Annotated in this window: 16 protein-coding genes, 1 tRNA gene and 1 pseudogene; 11 read left to right on the top strand and 7 right to left on the bottom strand. The window is 70.2% G+C overall.

Annotated elements, in window-relative coordinates:
• Window positions 1–160: 160 nt before the first annotated feature.
• Together ABZ098_RS27705 and ABZ098_RS27700 are read left to right on the top strand one after the other, a co-directional pair.
• Window positions 161–841 (top strand): response regulator transcription factor, encoded by a 681-nt coding sequence (locus tag ABZ098_RS27705; protein WP_356595569.1) that lies wholly within the window; start codon window positions 161–163, stop codon window positions 839–841.
• Window positions 838–1980 carry a histidine kinase gene (locus ABZ098_RS27700; protein ID WP_356595567.1) on the top strand — a complete coding sequence of 381 codons (1143 nt, stop codon included), beginning with the start codon at window positions 838–840 and terminating at the stop codon, window positions 1978–1980. The genes ABZ098_RS27705 and ABZ098_RS27700 overlap by 4 nt, the downstream gene beginning before the upstream one ends.
• A gap of 72 nt (window positions 1981–2052) precedes the next feature.
• On the opposite strand, the gene ABZ098_RS27695 is transcribed toward ABZ098_RS27700, so the two are convergent.
• Entirely contained in the window at window positions 2053–5160 is a 3108-nt protein-coding gene (locus ABZ098_RS27695) for an FG-GAP-like repeat-containing protein (protein WP_356595566.1), read from the bottom strand.
• Between the two features lie 670 nt (window positions 5161–5830).
• On the opposite strand from ABZ098_RS27695, the gene ABZ098_RS27690 reads away from it, so the two are divergent.
• A complete protein-coding gene (locus tag ABZ098_RS27690; protein WP_356595564.1) occupies window positions 5831–6133 on the top strand; it encodes a hypothetical protein in 303 nt (100 codons plus the stop codon).
• Between the two features lie 196 nt (window positions 6134–6329).
• Here ABZ098_RS27690 and ABZ098_RS27685 read toward each other — a convergent pair whose 3' ends face one another.
• From ABZ098_RS27685 to ABZ098_RS27675, 3 genes are all read right to left on the bottom strand, one after another.
• Complete coding sequence (locus tag ABZ098_RS27685; RefSeq protein ID WP_356595562.1) at window positions 6330–6572, bottom strand: hypothetical protein; 243 nt, start codon at window positions 6570–6572, stop codon at window positions 6330–6332.
• Between the two features lie 104 nt (window positions 6573–6676).
• Window positions 6677–7186, bottom strand: a complete 510-nt coding sequence (locus ABZ098_RS27680; protein ID WP_356595560.1) for a hypothetical protein — start codon at window positions 7184–7186, stop codon at window positions 6677–6679.
• Window positions 7187–7508: 322 nt separating this feature from the next.
• The gene (locus ABZ098_RS27675; protein ID WP_356595558.1) at window positions 7509–8669 is read right to left on the bottom strand and encodes an ATP-binding protein; all 1161 of its coding nucleotides are present in this window, start codon (window positions 8667–8669) and stop codon (window positions 7509–7511) included.
• 374 nt (window positions 8670–9043) lie between these two features.
• Between ABZ098_RS27675 and ABZ098_RS27670 the strand changes: the two are divergent.
• The 6 genes and pseudogenes from ABZ098_RS27670 to ABZ098_RS27645 all read left to right on the top strand — a co-directional run.
• Window positions 9044–9638: pseudogene (locus ABZ098_RS27670) on the top strand (tyrosine-type recombinase/integrase); the annotation flags it as partial.
• 1151 nt (window positions 9639–10789) lie between these two features.
• On the top strand, window positions 10790–11440 hold the full coding sequence (locus ABZ098_RS27665; RefSeq protein ID WP_356595556.1) for a PadR family transcriptional regulator: 651 nt from the start codon (window positions 10790–10792) through the stop codon (window positions 11438–11440).
• A gap of 258 nt (window positions 11441–11698) precedes the next feature.
• Complete coding sequence (locus ABZ098_RS27660; protein WP_356595554.1) at window positions 11699–12436, top strand: ABC transporter ATP-binding protein; 738 nt, start codon at window positions 11699–11701, stop codon at window positions 12434–12436.
• Window positions 12433–15300 (top strand): ABC transporter permease, encoded by a 2868-nt coding sequence (locus tag ABZ098_RS27655; protein ID WP_356595552.1) that lies wholly within the window; start codon window positions 12433–12435, stop codon window positions 15298–15300. Before ABZ098_RS27660 ends, ABZ098_RS27655 begins: the two co-directional genes overlap by 4 nt.
• Window positions 15301–15775: 475 nt before the next feature.
• Complete coding sequence (locus ABZ098_RS27650) at window positions 15776–16042, top strand: CopG family transcriptional regulator (protein WP_356595550.1); 267 nt, start codon at window positions 15776–15778, stop codon at window positions 16040–16042.
• The gene (locus tag ABZ098_RS27645) at window positions 16039–16482 is read left to right on the top strand and encodes a PIN domain-containing protein (RefSeq protein WP_356595548.1); all 444 of its coding nucleotides are present in this window, start codon (window positions 16039–16041) and stop codon (window positions 16480–16482) included. Before ABZ098_RS27650 ends, ABZ098_RS27645 begins: the two co-directional genes overlap by 4 nt.
• Window positions 16483–16682: 200 nt before the next feature.
• Here ABZ098_RS27645 and ABZ098_RS27640 read toward each other — a convergent pair.
• A tRNA-Gly gene (locus ABZ098_RS27640) sits at window positions 16683–16753 on the bottom strand.
• A gap of 523 nt (window positions 16754–17276) precedes the next feature.
• Here ABZ098_RS27640 and dcd point away from each other — a divergent pair.
• Window positions 17277–17852 (top strand): dCTP deaminase, encoded by a 576-nt coding sequence (gene dcd / locus ABZ098_RS27635; protein WP_053847548.1) that lies wholly within the window; start codon window positions 17277–17279, stop codon window positions 17850–17852.
• A complete protein-coding gene (locus ABZ098_RS27630; protein WP_356595546.1) occupies window positions 17849–18352 on the top strand; it encodes a phosphoribosyltransferase in 504 nt (167 codons plus the stop codon). The genes dcd and ABZ098_RS27630 overlap by 4 nt, the downstream gene beginning before the upstream one ends.
• A 73-nt stretch (window positions 18353–18425) precedes the next feature.
• Here the strand turns inward: ABZ098_RS27630 and ABZ098_RS27625 are convergent, their stop codons facing one another.
• Both ABZ098_RS27625 and ABZ098_RS27620 read right to left on the bottom strand, forming a co-directional pair.
• Window positions 18426–20639 carry a trypsin-like serine protease gene (locus ABZ098_RS27625; protein ID WP_356595544.1) on the bottom strand — a complete coding sequence of 738 codons (2214 nt, stop codon included), beginning with the start codon at window positions 20637–20639 and terminating at the stop codon, window positions 18426–18428.
• Between the two features lie 57 nt (window positions 20640–20696).
• Window positions 20697–21203 (bottom strand): hypothetical protein, encoded by a 507-nt coding sequence (locus tag ABZ098_RS27620; RefSeq protein ID WP_356595542.1) that lies wholly within the window; start codon window positions 21201–21203, stop codon window positions 20697–20699.
• Window positions 21204–21513: the final 310 nt, after the last annotated feature.

Below are 21513 nucleotides of genomic sequence, written 5' to 3'. Positions count from 1 at the left end.
GGGTGTCCCCGGCGGCCGCACCGCCGCGCGCCCCGCCGCACGTACTGTCGACACCAGGCGATCACCGTACGAGAACGTGGACGCCCCGACGGCGGGGTGTACGGGTCGCCGAGAAGCTGGACAGAGCGGACGAGTGTGACGAGTGTGAGGCGGAACGCCGGTGATCCGGGTAGTGGTGGTGGACGACGAGGCGCTGGTGCGGTCCGGGTTCGAGCTGATCCTGAACGCCTCCGACGGCATCCAGGTCGTGGCGACCGCGGACGGAGCGCAGGCCGCCGACGTGATCCGGCGCGAGCGGCCGGACGTCGTGCTCCTCGACATCCGTATGCCGCACGTGGACGGCCTGACCGTCCTGAGGGAGATCCAGACGCTGCCCGAGCCGCCGACGGTGGCCATGCTGACCACCTTCGACACCGACGAGTACATCCTGACCGCGCTGCGCTCGGGAGCCGCGGGCTTCCTGCTCAAGGACACCGAGCCCGAACAGCTCGCGCAGCTCGTACGCACCCTGGCCGCGGGCGGGGTGGTGATGTCCCCGAAGGCCTCGCGGGCCCTGCTGCGCAGCCATCCCGGGGCGTACGCGCCCCAGGTCGCGGAGGACGTGGCACGCGTGAACCTGCTCACCGACCGCGAACGCGACGTCCTCGTCCTGATCGCGGAGGGACTGTCCAACGCCGACATCGGCGCCCGCATCCATCTGAGCGCGGGCACCGTCAAGGACCACGTCAGCTCGATCCTGACCAAGCTCCGGGTCGCCGGCCGCGTCCAGGCGGCGCTCCTCGCGGAGCGGGCCGGACTGCTCAGCGACGGCGCCGACACGGCACGGGACAACGGGCGATGAGCACGGGCCAGGCACTGTGGCGGCGGGTGCCGCCCTGGGGAGTCGACGCGGGCCTCGTCGCGCTCGCCGCGCTCGACGCCTGGATCAACCTCTACGGCGAGGCGACACCGTTCATGTGGGCCTGCGCCGCCCTCGGCTGCGCCGCACTGTTCCTGCGCCGGCGCTTTCCCCTGGCCGTGTTCCTGCTGACCCTGCCCATGACCCTGTTCATGGACGTGGCGGTCGCGCCGATCGCCGCCCTGTACACACTGGCCACGCGCACCCGAAACCGCCCGCTGCTGGCCGGCTGCGCCCTGCTGAACGCGGCTGCGGGCACCCTCGCCTGGCCCCTGTCCGACACGTTCTCCGGCGACACGTTTCCCGGCGACCGGACCTGGACGCTCATCGATTTCGTCTACACGCTGGCCACGGCCTTCGCCCCCATCCTGTTCGGCCAGCTCGTACAGGCCGGACACGACGTGGCCCGCCAGCTCGTCGAGGTCGAAGTGGCCCGCGAGCACGAACGCGCCCTGTACGCCCAGACCGTCCTCGCCCGCGAACGCGCCCAACTGGCCCGCGAGATGCACGACGTCGTCTCCCACCAGGTCAGCCTCATCGCCGTACAGGCCGGAGCCCTGCAGGTCGCCGCCAAGGACCCCGCCGCCCGGGACGCCGCCCGCACCATCCGCACCCTGAGCGTGAACACCCTCGACGAACTCCGCCACATGGTCACCCTGCTGCGCGCCTCCGGCGGCAAGGAAACCGAACTCACCCCCCAGCCCACCCTCGCCGACCTCCAGCAGCTGATCGCGGGCAGCGGCATCGAGACCACCCTGACCGGCGAGCTCCCGCCCGGCATCAGCACAACCGCCCAACGCACCGTCTACCGCACGGTCCAGGAAGCCCTCACCAACGTGCGCAAACACGCCCCCGGAGCCCGCGCCGACGTCCACCTGTGGCACGACACACACCACTTCGGCGTCACCGTCACCAACACCGCCCCCTCCCGCCCCTCCGTCGCCCTGCCCAGCGCCCGGCACGGCCTGATCGGCCTGAGAGAACGCGCCGAACTGCTGGGCGGCACCCTCACCGCCGAACCCACCCCCCAGGGCGGCTACAAGACGGAACTACGGGCCCCCACGGGTCCCGCGTTGGACTAGACAGTCGTGTGGGCGGTCCACACCGCTGCTGACCGGAGGTGCGACAGGCGGGCGACACCACTTCGCTGGTGCTCATACGACGGCCTTGTACCCCTGCCAGCCCGTCGCGATCTTCGTACGGCCGCCGAACGACCCCTTGCCGTCACCACTGTTGCGGTACAGGTTGCCGCTGGTGTCGCGTGAGACGAGGTCCGTCCTGCCGTCGCCGGTGATGTCCCCGACTCCGACGACCGCACTGTACGAAGCGCCCCAGTTCGAGAACACCTTCACGCGGGCCTTGAAAGTGCCGCTGCCGGTGCCGTCGTACCGGTACAGGTTGTTCGACGTGTCCTGGGCGAGGAGGTCGCCGATGCCGTCGCCGTTCAGGTCACCGGCCCCGACGACCTTCTTGTACGTCTTCCAGTTGTCGTACAGCTTCACGCGCGCCGACAGCGTGCCCGTACTGGTGCCCTTGTACAGGTAGACCGTGCCGGTCGAGGCGTTCCGGGCGATCAGGTCCGGTCGGCCGTCCTTGGTCACGTCACCGGGCGCGGCCAGCACGTCGTACTGGTTCCAGCCGGAGGTGCCGAGTGAGGTGTACGGCGTCGAGGGCGTCGCCGCCTTGCCGCACGAGGGGCGGTAGGCGCGGAGGGCGCCGCTGCTCAGCCGGACCAGGACGTCGTTGCACCGGTCGCCGCCGAGGTCGCCGAACGGCACGAACTTCGCGGTGGTCGGCCAGCCGGCACCGGAGACCTGGCTGCCCAGCGTGCCCGTGCCGGTGCCGCGCTGGATCGTGAGGGTGCCGGAGGAGTTGAGGGTGAGGACGTCGCCGACGCCGTCGCTGCCCGCGTAGTCGCGCGGTGCCGCCGCTCCGGCCGTCACCGCGAGGTTCCCGGAGAGGCTGAGGGCGGCGCCCTGGCCGTCGGCGGGTTGGGCGGTGAGCGTCCAGGTGTAGGTGCCGTTGAGGACGAGGCGGCCCGCGGAGTCCTTGCCGTCCCAGGCGGCCGTCAGCAGACCACGGGCGGCGGAGCCGGACACGGTACGCACGACGGCGCCGGACGCCTTGTGGCGGACGGTCACCTTCCAGGAGGCGGCGGGCTTCGACAGCCACCAGGTGCCGGACCAGCTCGCGGCCCCGGGGGTGACCGTGGAGTCGATGGCGGACAGTGCGGACGCCGGGACGCCGGTCTGCACGAGGTGGACGCGCTGCTCGTCGTCGGCATAGGCGACAGCCCCGCCGAAGCGGTCGACGGTCCAGGTCGTGCCCACCCCGTCGTTGTCCTTGCCGAGGTCGGTCCAGTCGGCGAGCTTGCGGCTCGCCAGATCCGTGTAATTGCCGCTGGCCGGAAGCCCGTTGTGCAGATCGATGAGCTTCAGCCCGCTGCCCGACTGGATGCCGCCGACGCGCTCGACGAGATAGCCGTCACCGAGGAGGACCCTGCCGGCCGGGGCGGTGGCGGTGAGCTTGGTCGTACGGTCGTAGACACCCGAGCCCTGGTCGTCGCCCCAGGCGTCCTCGCAGGTCCAGTACACCCAGCGGCCCACGGCCTGGAGGACCGACGGGGTGCAGCCGTTGCGGGTGGTGAAGGACTCCACGGCGCTGCCGGACGGGAGCCGGGTGGCCGTGACCTTGCCTCCCGCGGCCGCGCCGCTCCACAGGGTGTTGCCCCAGACGGCCGCGGCGACCCGGTCGCGCTTCTGCACGACCTTGCCCGCCGAGCCGTCGGCGAACTCGCCGATGTACTGGGTGCCGGAGGAGGCGCCGTTGACGACCGCGTACCGTCCGGAGAGGTCCTTGAGCCGCGGGCTGTCGTCCCCCGTGTCGAGGGTGGGGCCCCAGGTGGTGGCACCGTTGGTGCGCAGCATGGTCAGGCCGGACTCGGTGGCGTCGCGGCGGCCGTGGTGGCCGGTCCCGTCGGCGAACATCGGGATGCAGCGGGTGGCGCCGCCGGAGCAGTCGCCGTCCCATCCGCTGACCAGCCCGTCCAGGGTAGTTCTGGTGACGCTCGGGGTGCCGCTCGTGGTGAGCCAGGTGCTGCGATAGGCGCCGAGAATCGTGTTGGGCTCGTACAACGTGCTGTTGTCGGCCGTGGTGAGGATGCCACTGCCGAGCGAGAGGCCGTTGATCTGCGCGGGCATCGGCTGCACGGCGGTCAGGCGGCTGCGGGTGACCGAGCCGTCGGCGGTGGGGGCGATCCGGTACACGCCCCAGTCGAGGTCGCCCTGTTCGACGTACTGCGCGGCGCCCGCCACGAGGACGGAGCCGTCCGGCGCCTGGACGATCCGATGGGCGGCCGGGTCCATGACCTTGGTCAGGTCGGTGTTCGTGCCGTCGGAGGTGAGGGCCACCAGCGGCTGGCCCCGGTACTTGTTGTCGCCGGGCGACACCGGTTCGACACCGAGCAGCTTGTCGCCGACGATCCCGTAGGCGGCCTGGTAGGTCAGGGCGCCTGTGTCGAAGGTGCGGGGCGCGGCGGACAGGTCGTCGCGGTCGTACACGTCCGCCTTGCCGCGCCCACTGCGCAGGCGTACCACCGAGTCGGCACCCAGCCGGAAGCCGGTCACCTCCCAGCCCTCCTCCGGGTTGACCCGGTCGGGCAGCGCGCTGAGCGCGCCGGTGGCGAGGTTGATCATGCCCCAGTGGCCCCAGCCTTCCGCGCTGTCGCCGGTGGTGTAGCGGAGGATGACGGACCGGGCGTCGCCGTCCTCGACCACCACGTTGGACGCGCCCTCCGGCAGCCCGGTCACGGGCGTCTCGGCGATCCCGCCCCCGTCCTTGAGACGCCACAGGTGGTAGGCGTCCGGGTTTCCGCTTATGCCGCTGGTGCTGGTGAGGACGGTGCTGCCGAAGGTGCCCCGGTAGGTGTGGTAGTCGGGCACGGGTACCACGGCCGTGCTGCCCGAGGTGCCCGCGCCCTGGAGGAGGGTGACGTGGGAGTCCTCCTCCGAGTAGAGGGCGACGGTGTCCGACCCGTCCCCGTAGTAGCCGGGCTGGAAGGACGCGGCCTGCTGGAAGTAGCCGCTGTCGATGTCGTACCGCACCGGTGCGTCCAGCCGCTTCTCCAGTGCGGTGGTGGTGCCGGTGGCGTAGTCCGTCCACAGGAGCCGGTCGTCGCCCTCCTGGGCCCAAAGGAATCCGCTGGTCCCCGCGTTGAGGATTTGCGTGGCCCTGGGGACGGCGCGCGGGGCGGCAGGCAGCACGACCTCGTCGGCCGCGGCTGCCGACAGCGGAGCGGCTTGCGCCGGGGACGGTACGGCGGCGAGCGGAAGCCCGAGACTCAGTGCCGTCGCCAGGACGGCGGCGGTACGTGTCGCCGATGTGCCGAGGCGTGCTGAGCGTGAACCATGAGCCTGTCTGTATCGGCGTTGGCCGAGTCGAGCCACCGTTCCTCCTGAAAGGCAAGAAGAAGGCATGACGGGACGTACGGCAACGCCTTGGCACTTCCCCCGGCCCCCCGGCCGCTCCCCCATGCGCGTGACGGGAGCCTAACAGCATGTCCATGACCGACCGTCGGGATGAAGCCGGCCTGGACTGACGGCATTTCGCGTCACCGACCTCCACGGCGCAACGACCACTACCGCATCCGCGCTCACTACACGCCATCGGCCAGGGGCGCACGGACCGGCCCCCTCGTGAGACCCAATCGCTCGGGGCCGTCCAGCGGTGGGGCGGTGGCGGAGGACAACGGACACCTGACACTCGTGTCCTCACCATGGGGTGCGGCCTCGTTGGGCTCGGTTGCTTTCACCGTGGTTCCCCGCTGTTCCCCGCTGTTCCCCGTTGGATCTGGTGCGGTTGTGGTGTGTCGCCAGCGGGGTGATGACTCCTCCTGCTGCGTCACTCCAACAAGTGTTCTGCTTGGATCAGTCCATGACTTCTGTCGGGGCATCGGACGAAACGCGAGAGAGGGCAGAGCTCGCCGTCTGGTTCGGCGGGGCGTCCCTGGCTTGCTGGCTCTGTTGCCCGTTCTGGACGCTTGTCTGCTTCATCGCGCTGCCCCTGGGCCTCGTCGGGCTCGTGCGGGCCCGCGTCGAGTACCGCGCATCGAAGTCGGGGCGAGCGAGCAGGCCGCGAGCCGTGGTGGGTGCCGCGTTGTCCCTCCTGGGGGCAATGGCGGCGATCACCTACATGATCTTTCTGGCCAACCATCCGGACCTTCCCGTCCAGGGGTAGCGGCCCACCTGACATGCCGCGCTCCCGCGCCCACACGCTTTCCAACTGTGGTGGTGGGGCCTTGAGCGTCGTTCGGGGCCGTTCACCGGGGTTCATGGGGGGATGGCCAGGCGTGGGGACGACTCCGAGTCTCATCTGAACGACCGTGAACGGGGCTGAATGAGACGGAAACTGAGACGGCCCGCAGTACGGAGTCTCAGTCGATGATCTCGGACCGTTCTCGAACCTGGTCGTCGAACTTGCCTTCCTCCAGGTCGCTTAGCGCGGCTGCGTATCCGGCCATGCCCGCCTCGTGCATGACATCGTGCAGGTCTACGGGAATCATCGCGAAGACGCCGGAGCAGATGTTCGCGGCTGCGTCGTACGCAGGTTGGTAGTGCGTGTCGCGGATGCCGGCGCCCAAGTGGCTGACGAGATTGCGTAGCTTCCCTGTGGTCATCGCTCACGTCGACGTCCCTACCCTCGTGGTTCCTACCCTCGTGCCCTGGTCGAGAACCGCACTTCCGTGGGCCTCGGCCGATGGCAGTCACCCACCTCGTGCGGTTATCGAGCGGGGGAGCGTGGTGCTGTCGTCGCAGATCTACGCCATGGAGTCCGGCGGAACCACCTACGGAAGGTTCGACTCGGCGCGGGATCGTAGGCAGCGTCGCGCCAGAGTTGGCGCAGGTGCCTGAACGCGTAGTCGCGCCCGGCGTCCGAGTCCTGGGTGGTCTCCGCCCAGAGACGGTCGAACGGCGGGCGATGCATCTGCGAGTGGATGGCGCCGCCCCAGTCACGCCACGTGTCATCAGAGACCCAGCCCTGAGCCCGCAGGTCAGCCTCGTCCTCGCTGAGGCGGAAGTACAGCCGAACCGCGGCCTCTTCGGGCTCGCTCAGGCTGTCGGCGTCCATGCCGCGAAGAGTGCGATTCGACAGGCGGTCGAGCAGCGACCAGTAACGAGCAACGTAGAAGTCCTCGACCTGTCGGACTCGCTGTGTGCGCACCTGCCAGATTGCGATGCCCGAAGCTACCGATGCTGTCAGGAGTGCGATTGTGAGCGAGAGCCATTCCATGATCAGAAATTGTGGTGGGCAGTGGGCCTCAGCCGCAGTGCCGTGACCTATTCGTAACGGGGGCAGGGCTGTTCCCACGAGCGACCCCGTCAACGCGTGTCGTGACCCTTAGCTTGGGAAGCGTTATGCCTAAGGACGTCTCTGGGTGGGTGACCACTGTTCTCCGTGATCCCCAGCAGTACCTGGCACGGGCCTGGCTCGGAAGCCATTGAATGCTGATGAGCTGGCCATCAATGGGGAGTGACGATCGGCTGAGTTTTCAGTTCCTGTCTGGTCGTCAGGGCCCATTCTGGTTCGTAGGCGCCTCTGTCTCGGCCTCTGGCTACTTCCAGCCCGCGGAACTGCCCTGTTGCCCATTCTTCAGAAGCACAATTGTGCGCAATTCGTCTGGTTGTGCACCATATGTATTGGCACCGCGTCGGACGAAATACTCAGGCTGTTTGTCGCGGGTGCTGGGTGTGACCAGGCCGTAGGGCGGGCTTTGCCCTGGCTCTACCTCTAGGATGAAGATCAGTTTGCCGTCGAGCCGGTACTCCTTGATCTCGAAATCGGGGGTCGGCTGGACCGTCGCCCGTACCAGGTTTCCGAACTCGTCGCGCATTCTGGTGCTGGGCTTTTCTTCGGCGATGCCCGTGATTGTGACCTCGTCACGGTGGATGCCGAAGACGATCGCACCGCCGTCACCATTGGCGAACGCAGCCACTGTCTTGAGGGTGCGGCGGTCGTCCCTGGTAGGCAGCATCTGCTTGAACTCCAGGCGCGGCCCTTCTCCCGAAGCAATAAGTGCCTCCATCGTCGCTACGGGGTCGACTGGTAGGTCAATCTCCACGCCGGCCCGCCGCAGGTCGCCTGTCCAAGCGGAGGCAGGATCGATGGAGCGGTAGTCGAGCCAGTTCGTCCCCCGCTTCAGCCAGAGCCATGCGTGTGCGGGGAGACCATGGGGCAATGGAATGACGATGTGCCCGGGGGTGTCGGCGCGCTGGACCCTGCGTCCGGTTACCCCGTAGAGCTCGAGGTTGACGCCGTGCACATCGTCGCCCTCAACGGTGACTTTGAGCTCGGTCGCGGTGATGTGCACGCTGCCGATCCAGGCGCCCTGCTCGGCTACGCGCACCGTAGCCAGGTCGCTTGAGGGACTTCGCGCTCCGGCAAGCGCAAAGTCGCCTTCGAAGAATGCCCGCCAGGCGCTGTTCGGCTCTGGGAACGAAGGAGCATCCCCCTCACCTACGAGCAACCCATGGGGCAACTGACGGTCCGTTCGGTCGATTGGGGCGACCACGTACTCGGTGACAGGGAAGTTCAGCTGCGGTCGGTCATGAAGGGCGTACCCCGGTTGTCGTCTCGCGTTGACCATACTGGCGGCTCCCGGCCCCCAGATCGTCAGCGGGCCAACAGCCTTGCTCGTACAGGCCTCGCTTGAGAACATCACCGCCAGGTCGGCGGCGGTCATGCGGGCGGCAACGAAGGCGTATTCCTCATACATCCATACGATCTCGGCCCAGTCTGGTGGTTCAGCGCCGACCAAAGCCCAACAGTTTTGGAGTACCCACCGCGACCCTCGCCGCAGGGCCATCACGCGGACGCAAGCGTTCCTGTTCTCACGTGTGAGCGTCTTGGCTACCTCGCAGAGTTCTACGCTGAGTACACCCATGCCCGCCCTCTCTCACCGCCCCAGGATTCCAAGGCCGCAGGTGATGGTCAGACTCTAACGGGGTATCAGCACATTCCGCCGACGACGTCTACAGGAGCCTCCGACCAGCGTCGGGGGACGATGTGAGCCAGGACCTCTTCGTCTCGAAGCAACTTAGGTGGGGGCGGTGCCCTGTGCTGGAGGGGTCCTCACCTGGGCTGATGGTCCGTAGAATGGTCTACCTCGGCGCGTATGGCCCGATGCGACCCGAGGAACTGGCCGGCCTCCGCCGCAGGGACGTAGACGTCGACAACCTCTTGATCCGCGTCCGTGTCGCCGAACCCGAGCGCACGAACGGCAAGCGGGCTCCTGGTGAGACCAAGTCCGACGCGGGTGTCCGTGCCGTCGCCCTCCCGGCCTTCCTCCACGAGGAGGTGAAGCAGCACCTCGCCTGGTTCGCCGAGAAAGGGAGACGACGGGTTGGTGTTCGTCGGGGAGAAGGGGGCTCCGTTCCGGCGCACTTCCTTCGGCCGGAAGTGGCGTGGGGCCCGCGCCGCTGCCGGTCTCCCGGACGGGTTCCGCTTCTACGACCTTCGTCACACCGGACACACGCTCTCGACCCGCTCGGGAGCCACGCTCAAGGACACGATGCTCCGCGCGGGCCAGTCCTCCGAGAAGGCTGCGCTGATCTATCAGCACTCCGACGAGGAGCGGCAGCGAGACCTTGCCTCCGGCCTCGACGAGATGGTCCGTGCCGAGCGTGCCAAGCACCACAGGCAGCAGAGCGACCGCCCCGTGCACCACAAGGAACCACCGATCTAGACAACAAAGAACCCCCGGGCCTCTGGCCTGGGGGTTTCACATGGAGCGGGTGACGAGAATCGAACTCGCGCTCACAGCTTGGGAAGCGACGGCGCTCGCGCGGCCATAGGGCAGCTGGCCAGGGCAGATTCGTTGTCAGGCGGCACGTGTGAGGGACTGGTCGCACCGCTGTTGACCGTGGTTGTCCGCTCTGAAGGGCACGCTATGGGCACGACGCAGGGAGTGGGGGAGATCAGGGCCTCCGGTTGGCTGCCAGAGACGGGGAGTGGCTCCGACTCGAACGGCAGCCGGGTGAGGCCGTCGCGACTGCACACATGGCGTCTTTCGGACCAAGCATCCTGTTGCGGGTTGAGGACTCCTGGGCCTCGATGCGCACGAGGCCGATGCGCACGTGGGCGAGGGCGCGCCCGCGCCGTGCGGAGCGCCGGCGCCTTCGGGCCGGAGGCCGCCGCCGTGAGGCACCCCTCCGGGCCGCCCACCATCCCGTCCGTCCCGCGTCCGCCGGCCCCCGCGCCCGGCCACGGCGACGGCCTCTCCCACACCGCCCGCTCACGCCCCCGCTCCGAACGGTTCCGCGGCCACGACCGCCGCACCCACCCCGCCCGATCGCCCGTCCGCCCCGTCGGCGTCGCCTTCCCCCGGACCCCCCGTCCGGCGGCCCCCGAGCCGTCGGGGCCGCCCGACGCGCCCGCGCCCGGCGACTCCGCCTCCCTAGCGGAGCGGCCGACGGGGGAGGAGCGGGAGCGGCCCGGCCGACCGGCCGACCCCTCCGGCTCGCTGTCCTCCACGAGCCCGGTGAAGCCCGCTCGTACCAAAACGGCAACAGAGGAGGAGCCCGCCGAGGAGCCGGATGAGGGGGTCGAGGCGGTACCCGAGACGGACGCCCCGGCCGCCGAGAGCTCGCCCGCGGAGCTGCCGGCGGCTGCTCACCGGACCGGCACCGAGGCCCCCTCGACCTCTCCGACCGGCGGATTCCCGTGCTCACACTGGGGGTGGGGCTCGCTCTGGTGGGCCTCGGCATCGGCTTCCTCGGGGTGCCGATGCGCCGCCGCTGAGCGGCTCGCGACGGTCCGGGTCCCCCTTGAGTCGGACCTCCGGCGTCCGTCTCAGGACGCTTGTCCAGGCGGACTTACTCGGTATACATACTCGGTATGTCCATCCGCCACGGGCTTCTCGCCCTCCTTGAACGCGGCCCGCGCTACGGCTCACAGCTCCGTACGGAGTTCGAGTCCCGCACCGGCTCCACCTGGCCGCTCAACGTGGGGCAGGTCTACACGACGCTCAGCCGGCTTGAACGCGACGGCATGGTCGTGCAGGACGGCGAGGACGAGGCCGGCCACCCGCTCTACGCGATCACCGACAGCGGTCGCGTCGAACTGCGCAGTTGGTTCGAGAACCCCGTTGACCGCACCAGCCCGGCCCGTGACGAGCTGGCCATCAAGCTGGCCATGGCCGTCGGGGCGCCCGGGGTCGACATCCGTGACGTCATCCAGTCCCAGCGCCGGCACACCGTGAAGGCCATGCAGGACTACACCCGGCTGAAGGCGCAGGCCCTCACCGCCGTGGAGAAGAACGGGGCCCGGGAGCGGGACGACATCGCCTGGCTCCTCGTCCTGGAGCAGCTGATCTTCCAGACCGAGGCCGAGGCGCGCTGGCTCGACCACTGCGAGTCCCGGCTGATCCGTCTCTCGTCGACCGCCCCGGCGGCGGGGCCGGAGCCGGCCTCGCCGGGGGCGGCAGCGGGAGCGGCGGGGATGGGGGCGCGGGCGGGGGCAGAGGAGGCCGTACGCCACCGCCCGTGATGTCCGCCCCCCACGACCGGCCCTGAGCACCCGAACGACCGGATCCACAGGGCCGACCGAGTCCACCCGACCCACCGGATCCACCAGACCCACCGGATCCACCAGACCCACCGGATCCACCCGACCCACCGGATCCACCGGTACCACCTGAAAACTCCGAACCACCCGACCAGACCCATACCGTACGCACGGCGCCGCCGACGACCGTCCGTCGCACCGACGTCCGGCCGTTCGTCGGCGTACGCCCGAGGGGGAACCATGTCCATACAGCAGCAGCCGGTGCTGCGTCTGCAGAACCTGACCCGCGTCCATGGCTCCGGCGCCACCGAGGTGCACGCCCTGCGCGGCATCGACCTCGACGTCCACCCCGGTGAACTCGTCGCCGTCATGGGCCCGTCGGGCTCCGGCAAGTCCACCCTGCTCACCATTGCCGGCGGCCTCGACACCCCCACCTCCGGGCAGGTCTTCGTCGAGGGCACCGACGTCACCGCCCTCGGCATCAAGGGGCTCGCCGCCCTGCGCCGCCGCAGCATCGGCTACGTCTTCCAGGACTACAACCTCATCCCGGCCCTCACCGCCGCCGAGAACGTGGCCCTGCCCCGCGAACTGGACGGCATATCGGCCCGCAAGGCCCGCACCGAGGCCCTCGCCGCCCTTGCCGAGATGGACCTCGGCCATCTCGCCGACCGGTTCCCCGACGAGATGTCCGGCGGCCAGCAGCAGCGCGTGGCCATCGCCCGCGCCCTCATCGGCGACCGCCGGCTCGTCCTCGCCGACGAGCCCACCGGCGCCCTCGACTCCGAGACCGGCGAGTCCGTGCTGGCCCTGCTGCGCTCCCGCTGCGACGCCGGAGCCGCCGGCATCATGGTCACCCACGAGCCGCGGTTCGCCGCCTGGGCCGACCGGGTTGTCTTCCTGCGGGACGGCGCCGTCGTCGACCAGACCCTGCGCAGCGACGCCGAGTCGCTCCTGACCGGCCGGGCGGCCCAGCGGTGACGACCTGGTTCCACTCCTGGCGGGCCGCGGTCCGCATCGCCCGCCGTGACGCCTGGCGCTCCAAGGGCCGCAGCTTCCTCGTCCTCGCCATGATCGCGCTGCCGATCCTGGGCGTGAGCGCCCTGGACCTGACCGTGCGCAGCGCCGAACTCACCCCCGCGCAGCGGATGGAGCGCACCCTGGGTGCCGCCGACGCTCGCTTCTCCGACGCCGGGACGGCCGGCGTGGCCGTCCTGCAGGACCCCAGCGGTGAGCAGAACACCCCGGCCGGGGACTACGACGCGCCGGGCAAGTCCTGGCCCGACGGCCCGACCGATGTCACCAAGACCATCCCGGCCGGTTCGACGGTGCTGACCGACAGCAGCGGCAGCGCCAAGCTGACCACCAGGCACGGTCTGCTCCGGTCCGAGGTACGTGAGCTGGCCGCCGCCGATCCCGTCGCCCGGGGCATCATGCGGCTGCAGGAGGGCCGCTTCCCCGAGAAGAACGACGAGATCGCCGCGACCACCCGGTTCCTGGAGAGCAGCGGGCTGTCCGTCGGATCCACCCTCACCGCCCGCGGCTTCGACCGCACCTATGTGATCAGCGGCTCGTACGAGCTGCCCAACGACCTCACAGCACAGCAGGTCAACGCCCTGCCGGGGGCCTTCCTCGCGCCGTACGCCAAGGCGGTCGAGAAGGCCGGACTGCCCAAGCCCGACGTCTCCACCACCTACCTGGTGAAGAAGTCCGGTGGTTTCACGTGGAACACGGTCCAGGCGCTCAACGCCAAGGGCGTCCTGGTCACCTCGCGCGCCGTGGCCCTCGACCCGCCCGCCGACTCCGAGGTGCCGCTCTACCAGAAGGAAGGCTGGGCCAACTACGAGAGCAGCGGGGCCGCCGACGCCACCGCGCTCGCCGCCGTGGGTACGGTCGTCGGCCTCGCGATGCTGGAGATCTGCCTGCTCGCCGGCCCCGCCTTCGCCGTCGGTGCCCGTCGTTCCCGCCGCCAGCTGGGCCTGGTCGGCGCCAACGGCGGTGCCCGCAGCCACATCCGGGCCATCATGCTGAGCGGCGGCCTCGTCATCGGCGTCGCGGCGGCCCTGGTCGGCACAGTTCTCGCCCTCATCCTGACCTTCGCCCTCCGGCCGCTCCTCGAGGACTACATGGGGCAGCGGTTCGGCGGTTTCACCGTCAAGCCGCTGGAACTGCTCGCCATCGCCGCGCTCGCCGTCCTCACCGGCCTGCTCTCCGCGATCGTCCCGGCCGTCACCGCCTCCCGGCAGACCGTCCTGGCCTCCCTCACCGGCCGTCGCGGCGTGCGCCGCAGCAACCGCGTCCTGCCGCTGATCGGCCTCGGCGCCGTCCTGCTCGGCGCGGCCATCGCCCTGTACGGCTCGGTCATCTCCGACCAGTTCGTCCTGGTCGCGGGTGGCTCGGCCATCGCCGAGCTGGGCGTGGTCGCCATGACGCCCGCCCTGGTCGGCCTGTTCGGCCGGGCCGGCCGCTGGCTGCCGCTCTCGCCGCGCCTCGCCCTGCGGGACGCCGTCCGCAACCGGGGCCGTACGGCACCCGCTGTCGCCGCCGTCCTGGCTGCCGTCGCGGGCACCGTCGCCGTCTCGACGTACGCCGCGAGCAGCGACGCCCAGAGTCTGGCCGAGTACCGGGCCAGCCTGCCGCACGGGGCCGTCGCCGCGCTCGTCACCGAGGAGGGCGGCCGGGACGTCCCCGAGGTCCGCGACGCCGTGCAGCGGACGCTGCCCGTCGACGTCCGCGCCGACGTGTTCCGTATCGCCGTCGGCAAGCCCGGCTGCGCCCCGTATGGCGAGGGCGAGGGCTGTGGCCGCTTCGAGGTCGTCACCCCGCCGGCCAACGAGTGCCCGCTGTGGGTCAGCACCCCAGACGGCTCCGACCCGGCGGAGAAGTACACCAAGGAGCAGCGGCGCGCGCTCGCCAAGGACTGGCGCTGCCTCTCGCGCGACGGCAACGGCATCTACGTCGAGGGCGGGCTCCTCGTCGCCGACGCCCCGCTCCTGAAGGTCCTCGGCATCGACGACCCGGGCGCGGCCAAGGCCCTCGCAGACGGAAAGCTCCTCAGCTTCCACAAGCCCCAGGTGGACAGGAACGGCACCGTCGGCATCAAGCTGATCACCGACCCGAAGGCCGCCGACCGCGCCGCCGAGCAGAACAAGCCGATCCCGGGCGAGCTGAAGTCCTTCCCCGCCTACCAGGTGGCCGGCTCGCCCGACTCCTACGGACTGCAGAGCGTGCTCAGCCCCGCCGCCGCCAAGGCCGCCGGGCTGACCACCGTCCCCCTCGGCGCCTATTTCAGCACCGACCGGATGCCCAGCACCGAGGAACGGCAGAAGCTCGACGCCGAGATCGCCAAGCTCGGCAGCAACGTCGAGCTGACCGTGGAGCAGGGCTGGGTCGACGAGAACGGGCTCGTCCTGCTCGCGCTGACCGTCTTCGCCGGCCTGGTCACCATCGGTGCGGCCGGCATCGCCACCGGTCTCGCCCAGGCCGACGCGGAGGCCGATCTCAAGACGCTCGCCGCGGTCGGCGCCCCGCCCCGGGTGCGCCGCACGCTCAGCGGCTTCCAGTGCGGTGTGGTCGCCGCGATGGGTGTGGTCCTCGGCTCGGCGGCCGGTGTCCTGCCCGCGGTCGGGCTGCGACTCACCGAGGAGCGTGAGCAGACGCGCTTCTACCAGGAGGCTCTCGACAATGGCTGGGGCGGCGGCGGTGATGCCCCGCCGTACGTGCCGATCGTCGTCCCCTGGGAGACGCTCGCCGCCCTCCTGGTGGCCGTGCCCCTCGGCGCCGCCCTGCTGGCCGCGCTGGTGACCCGCTCGCGCGGGGCGCTGGCCCGCCGCGCCGCGCACTGAGCCTCCGTTGCCGGACCGTGCCCCTGGTCGAGGGTGGATCACCCTCGTCCAGGGGCAGCATCGTGGGCCAGGACCGGATGGCGCTCGGCGGCACTGACCAGGGCTCACCTTCCGTCCCGGCCGTACTCCTTGGTCGGTCTGCACGCTGTCGCGGAGTTCGGTTCAACTCGCCGAGTACAACCGCACGTTACGAGAGGACTGCCGTCGGCGCACTGGTCCAGTCTTCGACCATGTGACCTTCTTCTCGCCCAGCGACCTGCGGAGGACATTCATGTCCCGGACGACGCTCAAGGTGTCGGCCCCCGGTCCGGTTACGCGGCTGAGGGGGCGACCGTACGAGGTCGTGTCGTACGCCGCGTACTGGTGCGCCGTCGATCGCGCCGCGAGAACCGACGCGTTGAAGGGGCCGAGCCCGGTGGACACCCTGGCAACCGCCGCTGATACATCAATCCGGTACATGGACTACTCTTGGTACATGTCCATGAAGCGCACCAACGTCTACGCCGACCCCGAGGACCTGGCCATCATCAAGGAGGCCGCCAAGCGCCGGGGTATAAGCGAGGCCGAGATCATCCGCCAGGGCATCCACCTCGCGGCCATGGCGAACCGGGTCTGGGACGAGCCGCTGTTCTCACGCACCTTCGAGGGGCCGGGGCATACGCTGTCCAAGTCGGAGGTCCGCGACACGGTTGCCGAGGCCGTCCGGCGTGAGACCGGCTCGGGTTCCGGATCCGCCGCGTGATCATTGTCATCGCCGATACGTCCGGCCTGCTGGCGGCCCTGGACTCGGCTCATCCGGAACACCGGGCGGCGAACGAGGCGATCATGGCGGCGGGCCTGCTGGTCATGTCCCCGCTCCTGCTGGCCGAACTGGACCACGTTGCGACGCGTGAGCTCGGCAGGGAGGCTGCCCTCAGCGCGGTCGACGACCTGCGGCGCTGGATGAGCCGGGGTCGTGTCGTCATGCCGGAGATCACGGAGGACCACCTGGGCGCCGCCCAGTCCGTCCGTGTCCGCTACCGCGCGCTGGACCTCGACCTCGCCGACGCGGTGAACGTGGCCCTCGCCGCCGACTACGACACGGACGCGATCCTGGCCCTCGACCGACGAGACTTCCGGGCCGTACGCCCGTTGGGCCGCCATAAGGCGTTCCGGGTGATCCCCGACGACCTTCCCCTCTGACGCAGGACCCTTGGCGGTCAAGTACCTGTTCTCGCAAGGGGCTTGTGCGCCGCCCATGACGAAGCAGGTGCAGGACGGGCGTCCGCCATCGCCCGGGAACAGCGGGCCGCCACGACGTGATGGAGGCGCCCACTCGCAAACCGCAGCAACGACACCCCTATGAAACAAGCCCCAGGCCGCTGACCTGGGGCTTCAAGAAGAGCGGGTGACGAGAATCGAACTCGCGCTCTCAGCTTGGGAAGCTGATGTTCTACCATTAAACTACACCCGCGTGAGACGCCGGACGGAACCGGTGTCGAACGCAACGTTACCTTACCTCATGCCAGGCCCCCGGCGCTGAAGCCGTGGGGCCTGAGTGCGTTCGTGGGGTGGGACGGGGCTGCGGGGCGCGGGAGTTGGGGCGTACGGTGGAGGCGGGGGAGAGGGTCCGGGCGGGATCGGAGTGCCGCCTGGAGGGGCGTCCCACCCATCCCGTAATGTGGCTTTTGTCGTCAGGTGAGCAGCAGCCCGACGCGGCTCTTGGGGAAGGGACTCTAGGACTTGATGGAGCGCACCGTCGTCCGTTGTGCCGATGGGCACGTGTTCAGCACCGCTTCGTTCCCGATGCAGCAGGCCGAGCGCCTCGGTCCCGGACGGCTCGTCCGGTGCCCTCGCTGTGCCCGGCTTCGCAGCGTCGTTCAGGTGACCTTGGAGAAGCACTAAAGGCAAGCGATAGAGAAGCGCTGGAGAGCAGTACCAGGCGCGCGGGTCCGTCCGATGGTGGCCGGTCCGCGCGCCTTGCGTATCCTCGGGGCGTGCTTCTCTCAGACAAGGACATCCGGGCCGAGATCGACGCCGGGCGGGTACGGATCGATCCCTACGACGAATCCATGGTGCAGCCGTCCAGCATCGACGTGCGCCTCGATCGCTTCTTCCGGGTGTTCGAGAACCACCGCTACCCCCACATCGACCCCTCCGTGGAGCAGGCCGACCTGACGCGGCTCGTGGAGCCGGAGGGCGACGAGCCGTTCATCCTGCACCCCGGGGAGTTCGTCCTCGCCTCCACCTACGAGGTCATCACGCTCCCCGACGACCTCGCCTCCCGCCTGGAGGGCAAGTCCTCGCTGGGGCGGCTCGGACTCGTCACCCATTCCACCGCCGGCTTCATCGACCCCGGCTTCAGCGGACACGTGACCCTCGAACTGTCGAACCTGGCCACGCTGCCCATCAAGCTCTGGCCCGGCATGAAGATCGGCCAGCTCTGCATGTTCCGGCTCTCCTCGCCGGCCGACTTCCCCTACGGCAGCGAGCGTTACGGCTCCCGCTACCAGGGCCAGCGCGGCCCCACCGCCTCCCGTTCCTTCCTGAACTTCCACCGGACCCAGGTATGAGCGGGGCAGGTGTGCGGGAGAACCTCACCTACGAAGCCTTCGGCACCGCGGTCCGCGAGCTCGCGCAGACCATCGCCGACGACGGCTACGAGCCCGACGTCGTGCTCTCGATCGCCCGCGGCGGCGTCTTCGTCGCCGGTGGCCTCGCGTACGCCCTCGACTGCAAGAACATCCACCTGGTGAACGTCGAGTTCTACACCGGTGTGGGGACCACGCTGGAGATGCCGGTCATGCTGGCTCCGGTGCCCAACACCATCGACTTCTCCGACAAGAAGGTCCTCATCACCGACGACGTCGCCGACACCGGCAAGACGCTCAAGCTGGTGCGTGACTTCTGCCTCGACGCCGTCGCCGAGGTCCGCTCCGCGGTCATCTACGAGAAGTCGCAGTCCCTGGTGAAGTGCGAGTACGTCTGGAAGCGGACGGACGACTGGATCAACTTCCCGTGGTCGGTCGAACCCCCCGTCGTCAAGCGCCGGGGCCAGGTTCTCGACGCCTGAGCGGTGGGAGGCGTACGGCGGAGGGCCCTCGACCTGTGGTCGAGGGCCCTCTGGCGTGGTGTGCGGTGCGGGGTCAGCGGGCCGCGTAGCCGAAGCGGTCGCCCGCTGCCGGGAGGCCGCCCGTGCCGGGCTGGTACGTGGTCACCGGGGCGACCGCGCCGCCGGCGGTGACGTTGGACAGGGGCAGGGCGTACAGGGTGCCGTAGGTCGACGGGCCCAGGGGCAGGCCGACGTACAGCTTGGTGCCCGTGTAGTGGATGCTCGAGCCGAGCAGCTGGCCGGCGCCGGGGGCCGTGGGGATGCCGTCGCCGTCACCCGCCTCCAGCCAGCGGTCGTTCGCGCCGGGGGCGCCCAGGAGCGAGAACGTGTGCACCGCGCCCGCGTTGTCAGCCGTGCCGATGACCTCGTTGGGGACGCCCACGGCCAGCTTCATCGTCGCCGTGGTGCTCAGCGCGCGCGGTGCGGTGTTGATGGCGGTCAGGGTCGAGCCCATGCGGTCGCCGGCCTCCGCGGTACCGGTCACGTCGTCGTCGGCGGTGCCCTGGGAGAAGTAGTTGATCGGGCTGACGGCGCCCGCGGCGGTGATGCGGAAGGTCATCACGTTGCCCGCGTCGGCCTTGGCGACGCCGTCGATGTCGAGGTCCTCACCGGGGGCGCCGACCGAGAGGATCGAGTCGGTGGCGGCCGCGGCGCCCGAGGGGCGGTACGGGGCGAGGGCCAGGGCGAAGCCGAACTGGTCGCCCGCCTCGGCGCCGCCGGCGACGGTGTCGAGGTCCTGGTCGAGCCCGAACTTCGGGGTGGGCAGGCCCGCCGAGGTCAGGGTGTGGCTGAAGACCGCCAGGTTGCCCGCGCCCTCGTCGGCGCCGATGGCCTCGCCGGGCGCGCCGACCGCGAAGAAGTTGGAGTCGGCCGCGACCGAGCCGCCGAAGCCGTCGTTCGCCTCCGCCGCACCGGGCACGTCGGTGCTGTCCTGGTGGAAGATGATGTTGTTGCCGCGGTAGAGGTAGAAGGCCGCGCCGGCCTTCGCCAGGCCGCTGACGCTCTCGCCCGGGGCGCCGCTGACCACGAACGGCGCACCGGAGGCGGTCACGCCGGCCGCGATGGAGTCGCCGAACCGGTCGCCGGCCTGGGCGACGGCGGTGGCCAGGGAGCCGTTGCCGGAGCCCTCCTCGAAGTGGGTGTTCTTCACCGAGCCGGTGCCGAGGCCGCCGGGCGCGCCGTGCAGGACGTCGACCATGCCGGAGTCGGCGACGTTGCCGATGTCCTCGGCCGGGGTGCCCACGACCAGGTCGGTGCAGCCGTCCTCGTCCCAGTCGACGGTGCTCAGGGCCTCGCCGAACCAGTCGCTGGCCTCGGCGGCGCCGGGCACCCAGTCGAGGTTCTGGTTGATCTCGGCGGTGCCCTTGCCGCCGCCGTAGACGATCCGTACCAGGCCGGCCGCGGTGACGCCGCCGACGGTGGCCCGCGGGTCGGCGATCGCGATGTCCTCGACGCCGTCGCAGTTGAAGTCGGTGACGCGGACCGCGCCGGTGGTGGAGCTCACCCAGGAGGCGAGGTCGTCCACGCGCGTGACGACGCCGCCGGTCCGGGTCTCGGTGGTGTCGATGCCGTAGCAGCCGCCCTGGTACGACTGGCTGGCCAGGGCGGCGAGTTGGGCGGTGCCGCCCGTCCCGCGGACCAGGGGGCCGCCGGTGTCGCCCATGCACGCGGCCGTGCCGCCCGTGCCGGTGACCGCGGCGCTCGTGGCGGCGGCTGAGTTCACCGAGAAGGCGCCGGTGTGCAGGCTGAGCGGGGCCCACTCGGTGGCGGTGCGGCCGTAGCCGGCCAGGGTGAGGGTCTCGCCGGCGGTGGGCGCGGCGGTGGCCAGGGCGAGGGGGGTGACGTTGGTGACCGGGCGGTTGAGGCGGGCCAGGACTGCGTCGCGGTCGGTGCGCGGGACCAGTTGGACGATCTGGCGGGCGGCGCCCGCGGTGCCGGTCAGGTCGGAGCGGCCGATGACCGCGGTGGTCTTGGTGGCCGGCTTGCCGGCGGGCACCGTGAGGCTGGTGGCCGGGTCGGCGGCGAAGCAACTGGCCGCGGTCAGCAGCCACTCGCGGTCGACGAGGACGCCGGAGCAGCCGCGGTCGTGGTCGCCGACGGTGATCTGGGCCGTGTAGGCGTAGGTGGTGTCGGCGGCGCTGACGGCGGGGCCGGTGACGGCGGCGGCGGGGCCTGCCGCGAGCACGGCGGAGCCGAGGGTCAGGGTGGCGGCCAGTGCGGCGAGGCGCACAGGTCTGGCGTGGGTCATGAAGTCGGTCCCCTGGTGGGTGGTGACGGATCGGGTGCGGAGGAGCTCGGCGGGGCGCTACTTGGAGGTGCGGAGCTCCAGGAGGGTCCACTCGCGGGCCTGTTCGTCAGCGCTCTCGCCCACCGGGGTCCAGGTGTTCTTGGCGATGTCGTACGACTGCTGCTCGCTGCCCACCGTCATGTCCGCCTCGGTGGTGTAGTCGTTGCCGCGGATCAGGTAGACCGACGGCAGCTCCAGGGTGAGCCAGCCGGAGGCGCCCTTGACGTCGAAGCAGACCTTGCTCTTGTCGCGCGCCTGGACCTCGAGCTGACCGGTGCCGGTCGCGCAGTCCGCCAGCGTGATGTGGCCGTCGCCGCGCTTGAGCAGGATGCTCTTCTCGGCCAGGATCTTGTCGGCCTGCGGGTAGTCGAAGTCCTCGACGGCGTAACCGGGGGCCTCGCCGGCCACCGGCACCGTCCCGGCGGGAGTGCCGCCCGCTGTCATGGCGGTCCAGGCCAGGGCCCCGGCGGCCAGAGCGCCCACGGCTGTGCCCAGGAGTCTTTTGCGATACGGCCTCGACGGCATGGGAAATCGTCCCTTCATCACATTCGTCGATCCGGACGAGGAATGGCGGGAACGCAATGCGCGCACGGGTGTGAAGGCACGAGGAATACAGACGCAGTCCCCCACTCCCGGCGATGAAATAGCCCCCGCGGCCACCTGCCGGAAAACTGCTTGAGCGGCTATGCAACCCCGCGTCCGCGAACCTGTCCACCTCGTGAACTCTCCCAAATGGGGCGAGCGTTGACGGGGTGAGGTGACCTCCGACACGTTCGCAAACGGTTGTACGGGCCCTTATTGAGAAAAGGTAACGAAAATGTCCGGAGGATGCGCA

Source organism: Streptomyces sp. NPDC006335, assembly GCF_040612795.1.
Taxonomy (GTDB): Bacteria; Actinomycetota; Actinomycetes; order Streptomycetales; family Streptomycetaceae; genus Streptomyces.
This window is presented reverse-complemented; position numbering and strand designations above follow the sequence as displayed.

Bases quoted from the DNA above. Each gene is read 5' to 3' on its own strand.
- ABZ098_RS27620 (WP_356595542.1), bottom strand. From the start codon at position 21,203: ATGCCGTCGAGGCCGTATCGCAAAAGACTCCTGGGCACAGCCGTGGGC.
- ABZ098_RS27700 (WP_356595567.1), top strand. From the start codon at position 838: ATGAGCACGGGCCAGGCACTGTGGCGGCGGGTGCCGCCCTGGGGAGTC.
- ABZ098_RS27675 (WP_356595558.1), bottom strand. From the start codon at position 8,669: ATGTATGAGGAATACGCCTTCGTTGCCGCCCGCATGACCGCCGCCGAC.
- ABZ098_RS27680 (WP_356595560.1), bottom strand. From the start codon at position 7,186: ATGGAATGGCTCTCGCTCACAATCGCACTCCTGACAGCATCGGTAGCT.
- ABZ098_RS27685 (WP_356595562.1), bottom strand. From the start codon at position 6,572: ATGACCACAGGGAAGCTACGCAATCTCGTCAGCCACTTGGGCGCCGGC.
- ABZ098_RS27650 (WP_356595550.1), top strand. From the start codon at position 15,776: ATGTCCATGAAGCGCACCAACGTCTACGCCGACCCCGAGGACCTGGCC.
- ABZ098_RS27665 (WP_356595556.1), top strand. From the start codon at position 10,790: ATGTCCATCCGCCACGGGCTTCTCGCCCTCCTTGAACGCGGCCCGCGC.
- ABZ098_RS27690 (WP_356595564.1), top strand. From the start codon at position 5,831: ATGACTTCTGTCGGGGCATCGGACGAAACGCGAGAGAGGGCAGAGCTC.
- ABZ098_RS27625 (WP_356595544.1), bottom strand. From the start codon at position 20,639: ATGACCCACGCCAGACCTGTGCGCCTCGCCGCACTGGCCGCCACCCTG.
- ABZ098_RS27660 (WP_356595554.1), top strand. From the start codon at position 11,699: ATGTCCATACAGCAGCAGCCGGTGCTGCGTCTGCAGAACCTGACCCGC.
- ABZ098_RS27630 (WP_356595546.1), top strand. From the start codon at position 17,849: ATGAGCGGGGCAGGTGTGCGGGAGAACCTCACCTACGAAGCCTTCGGC.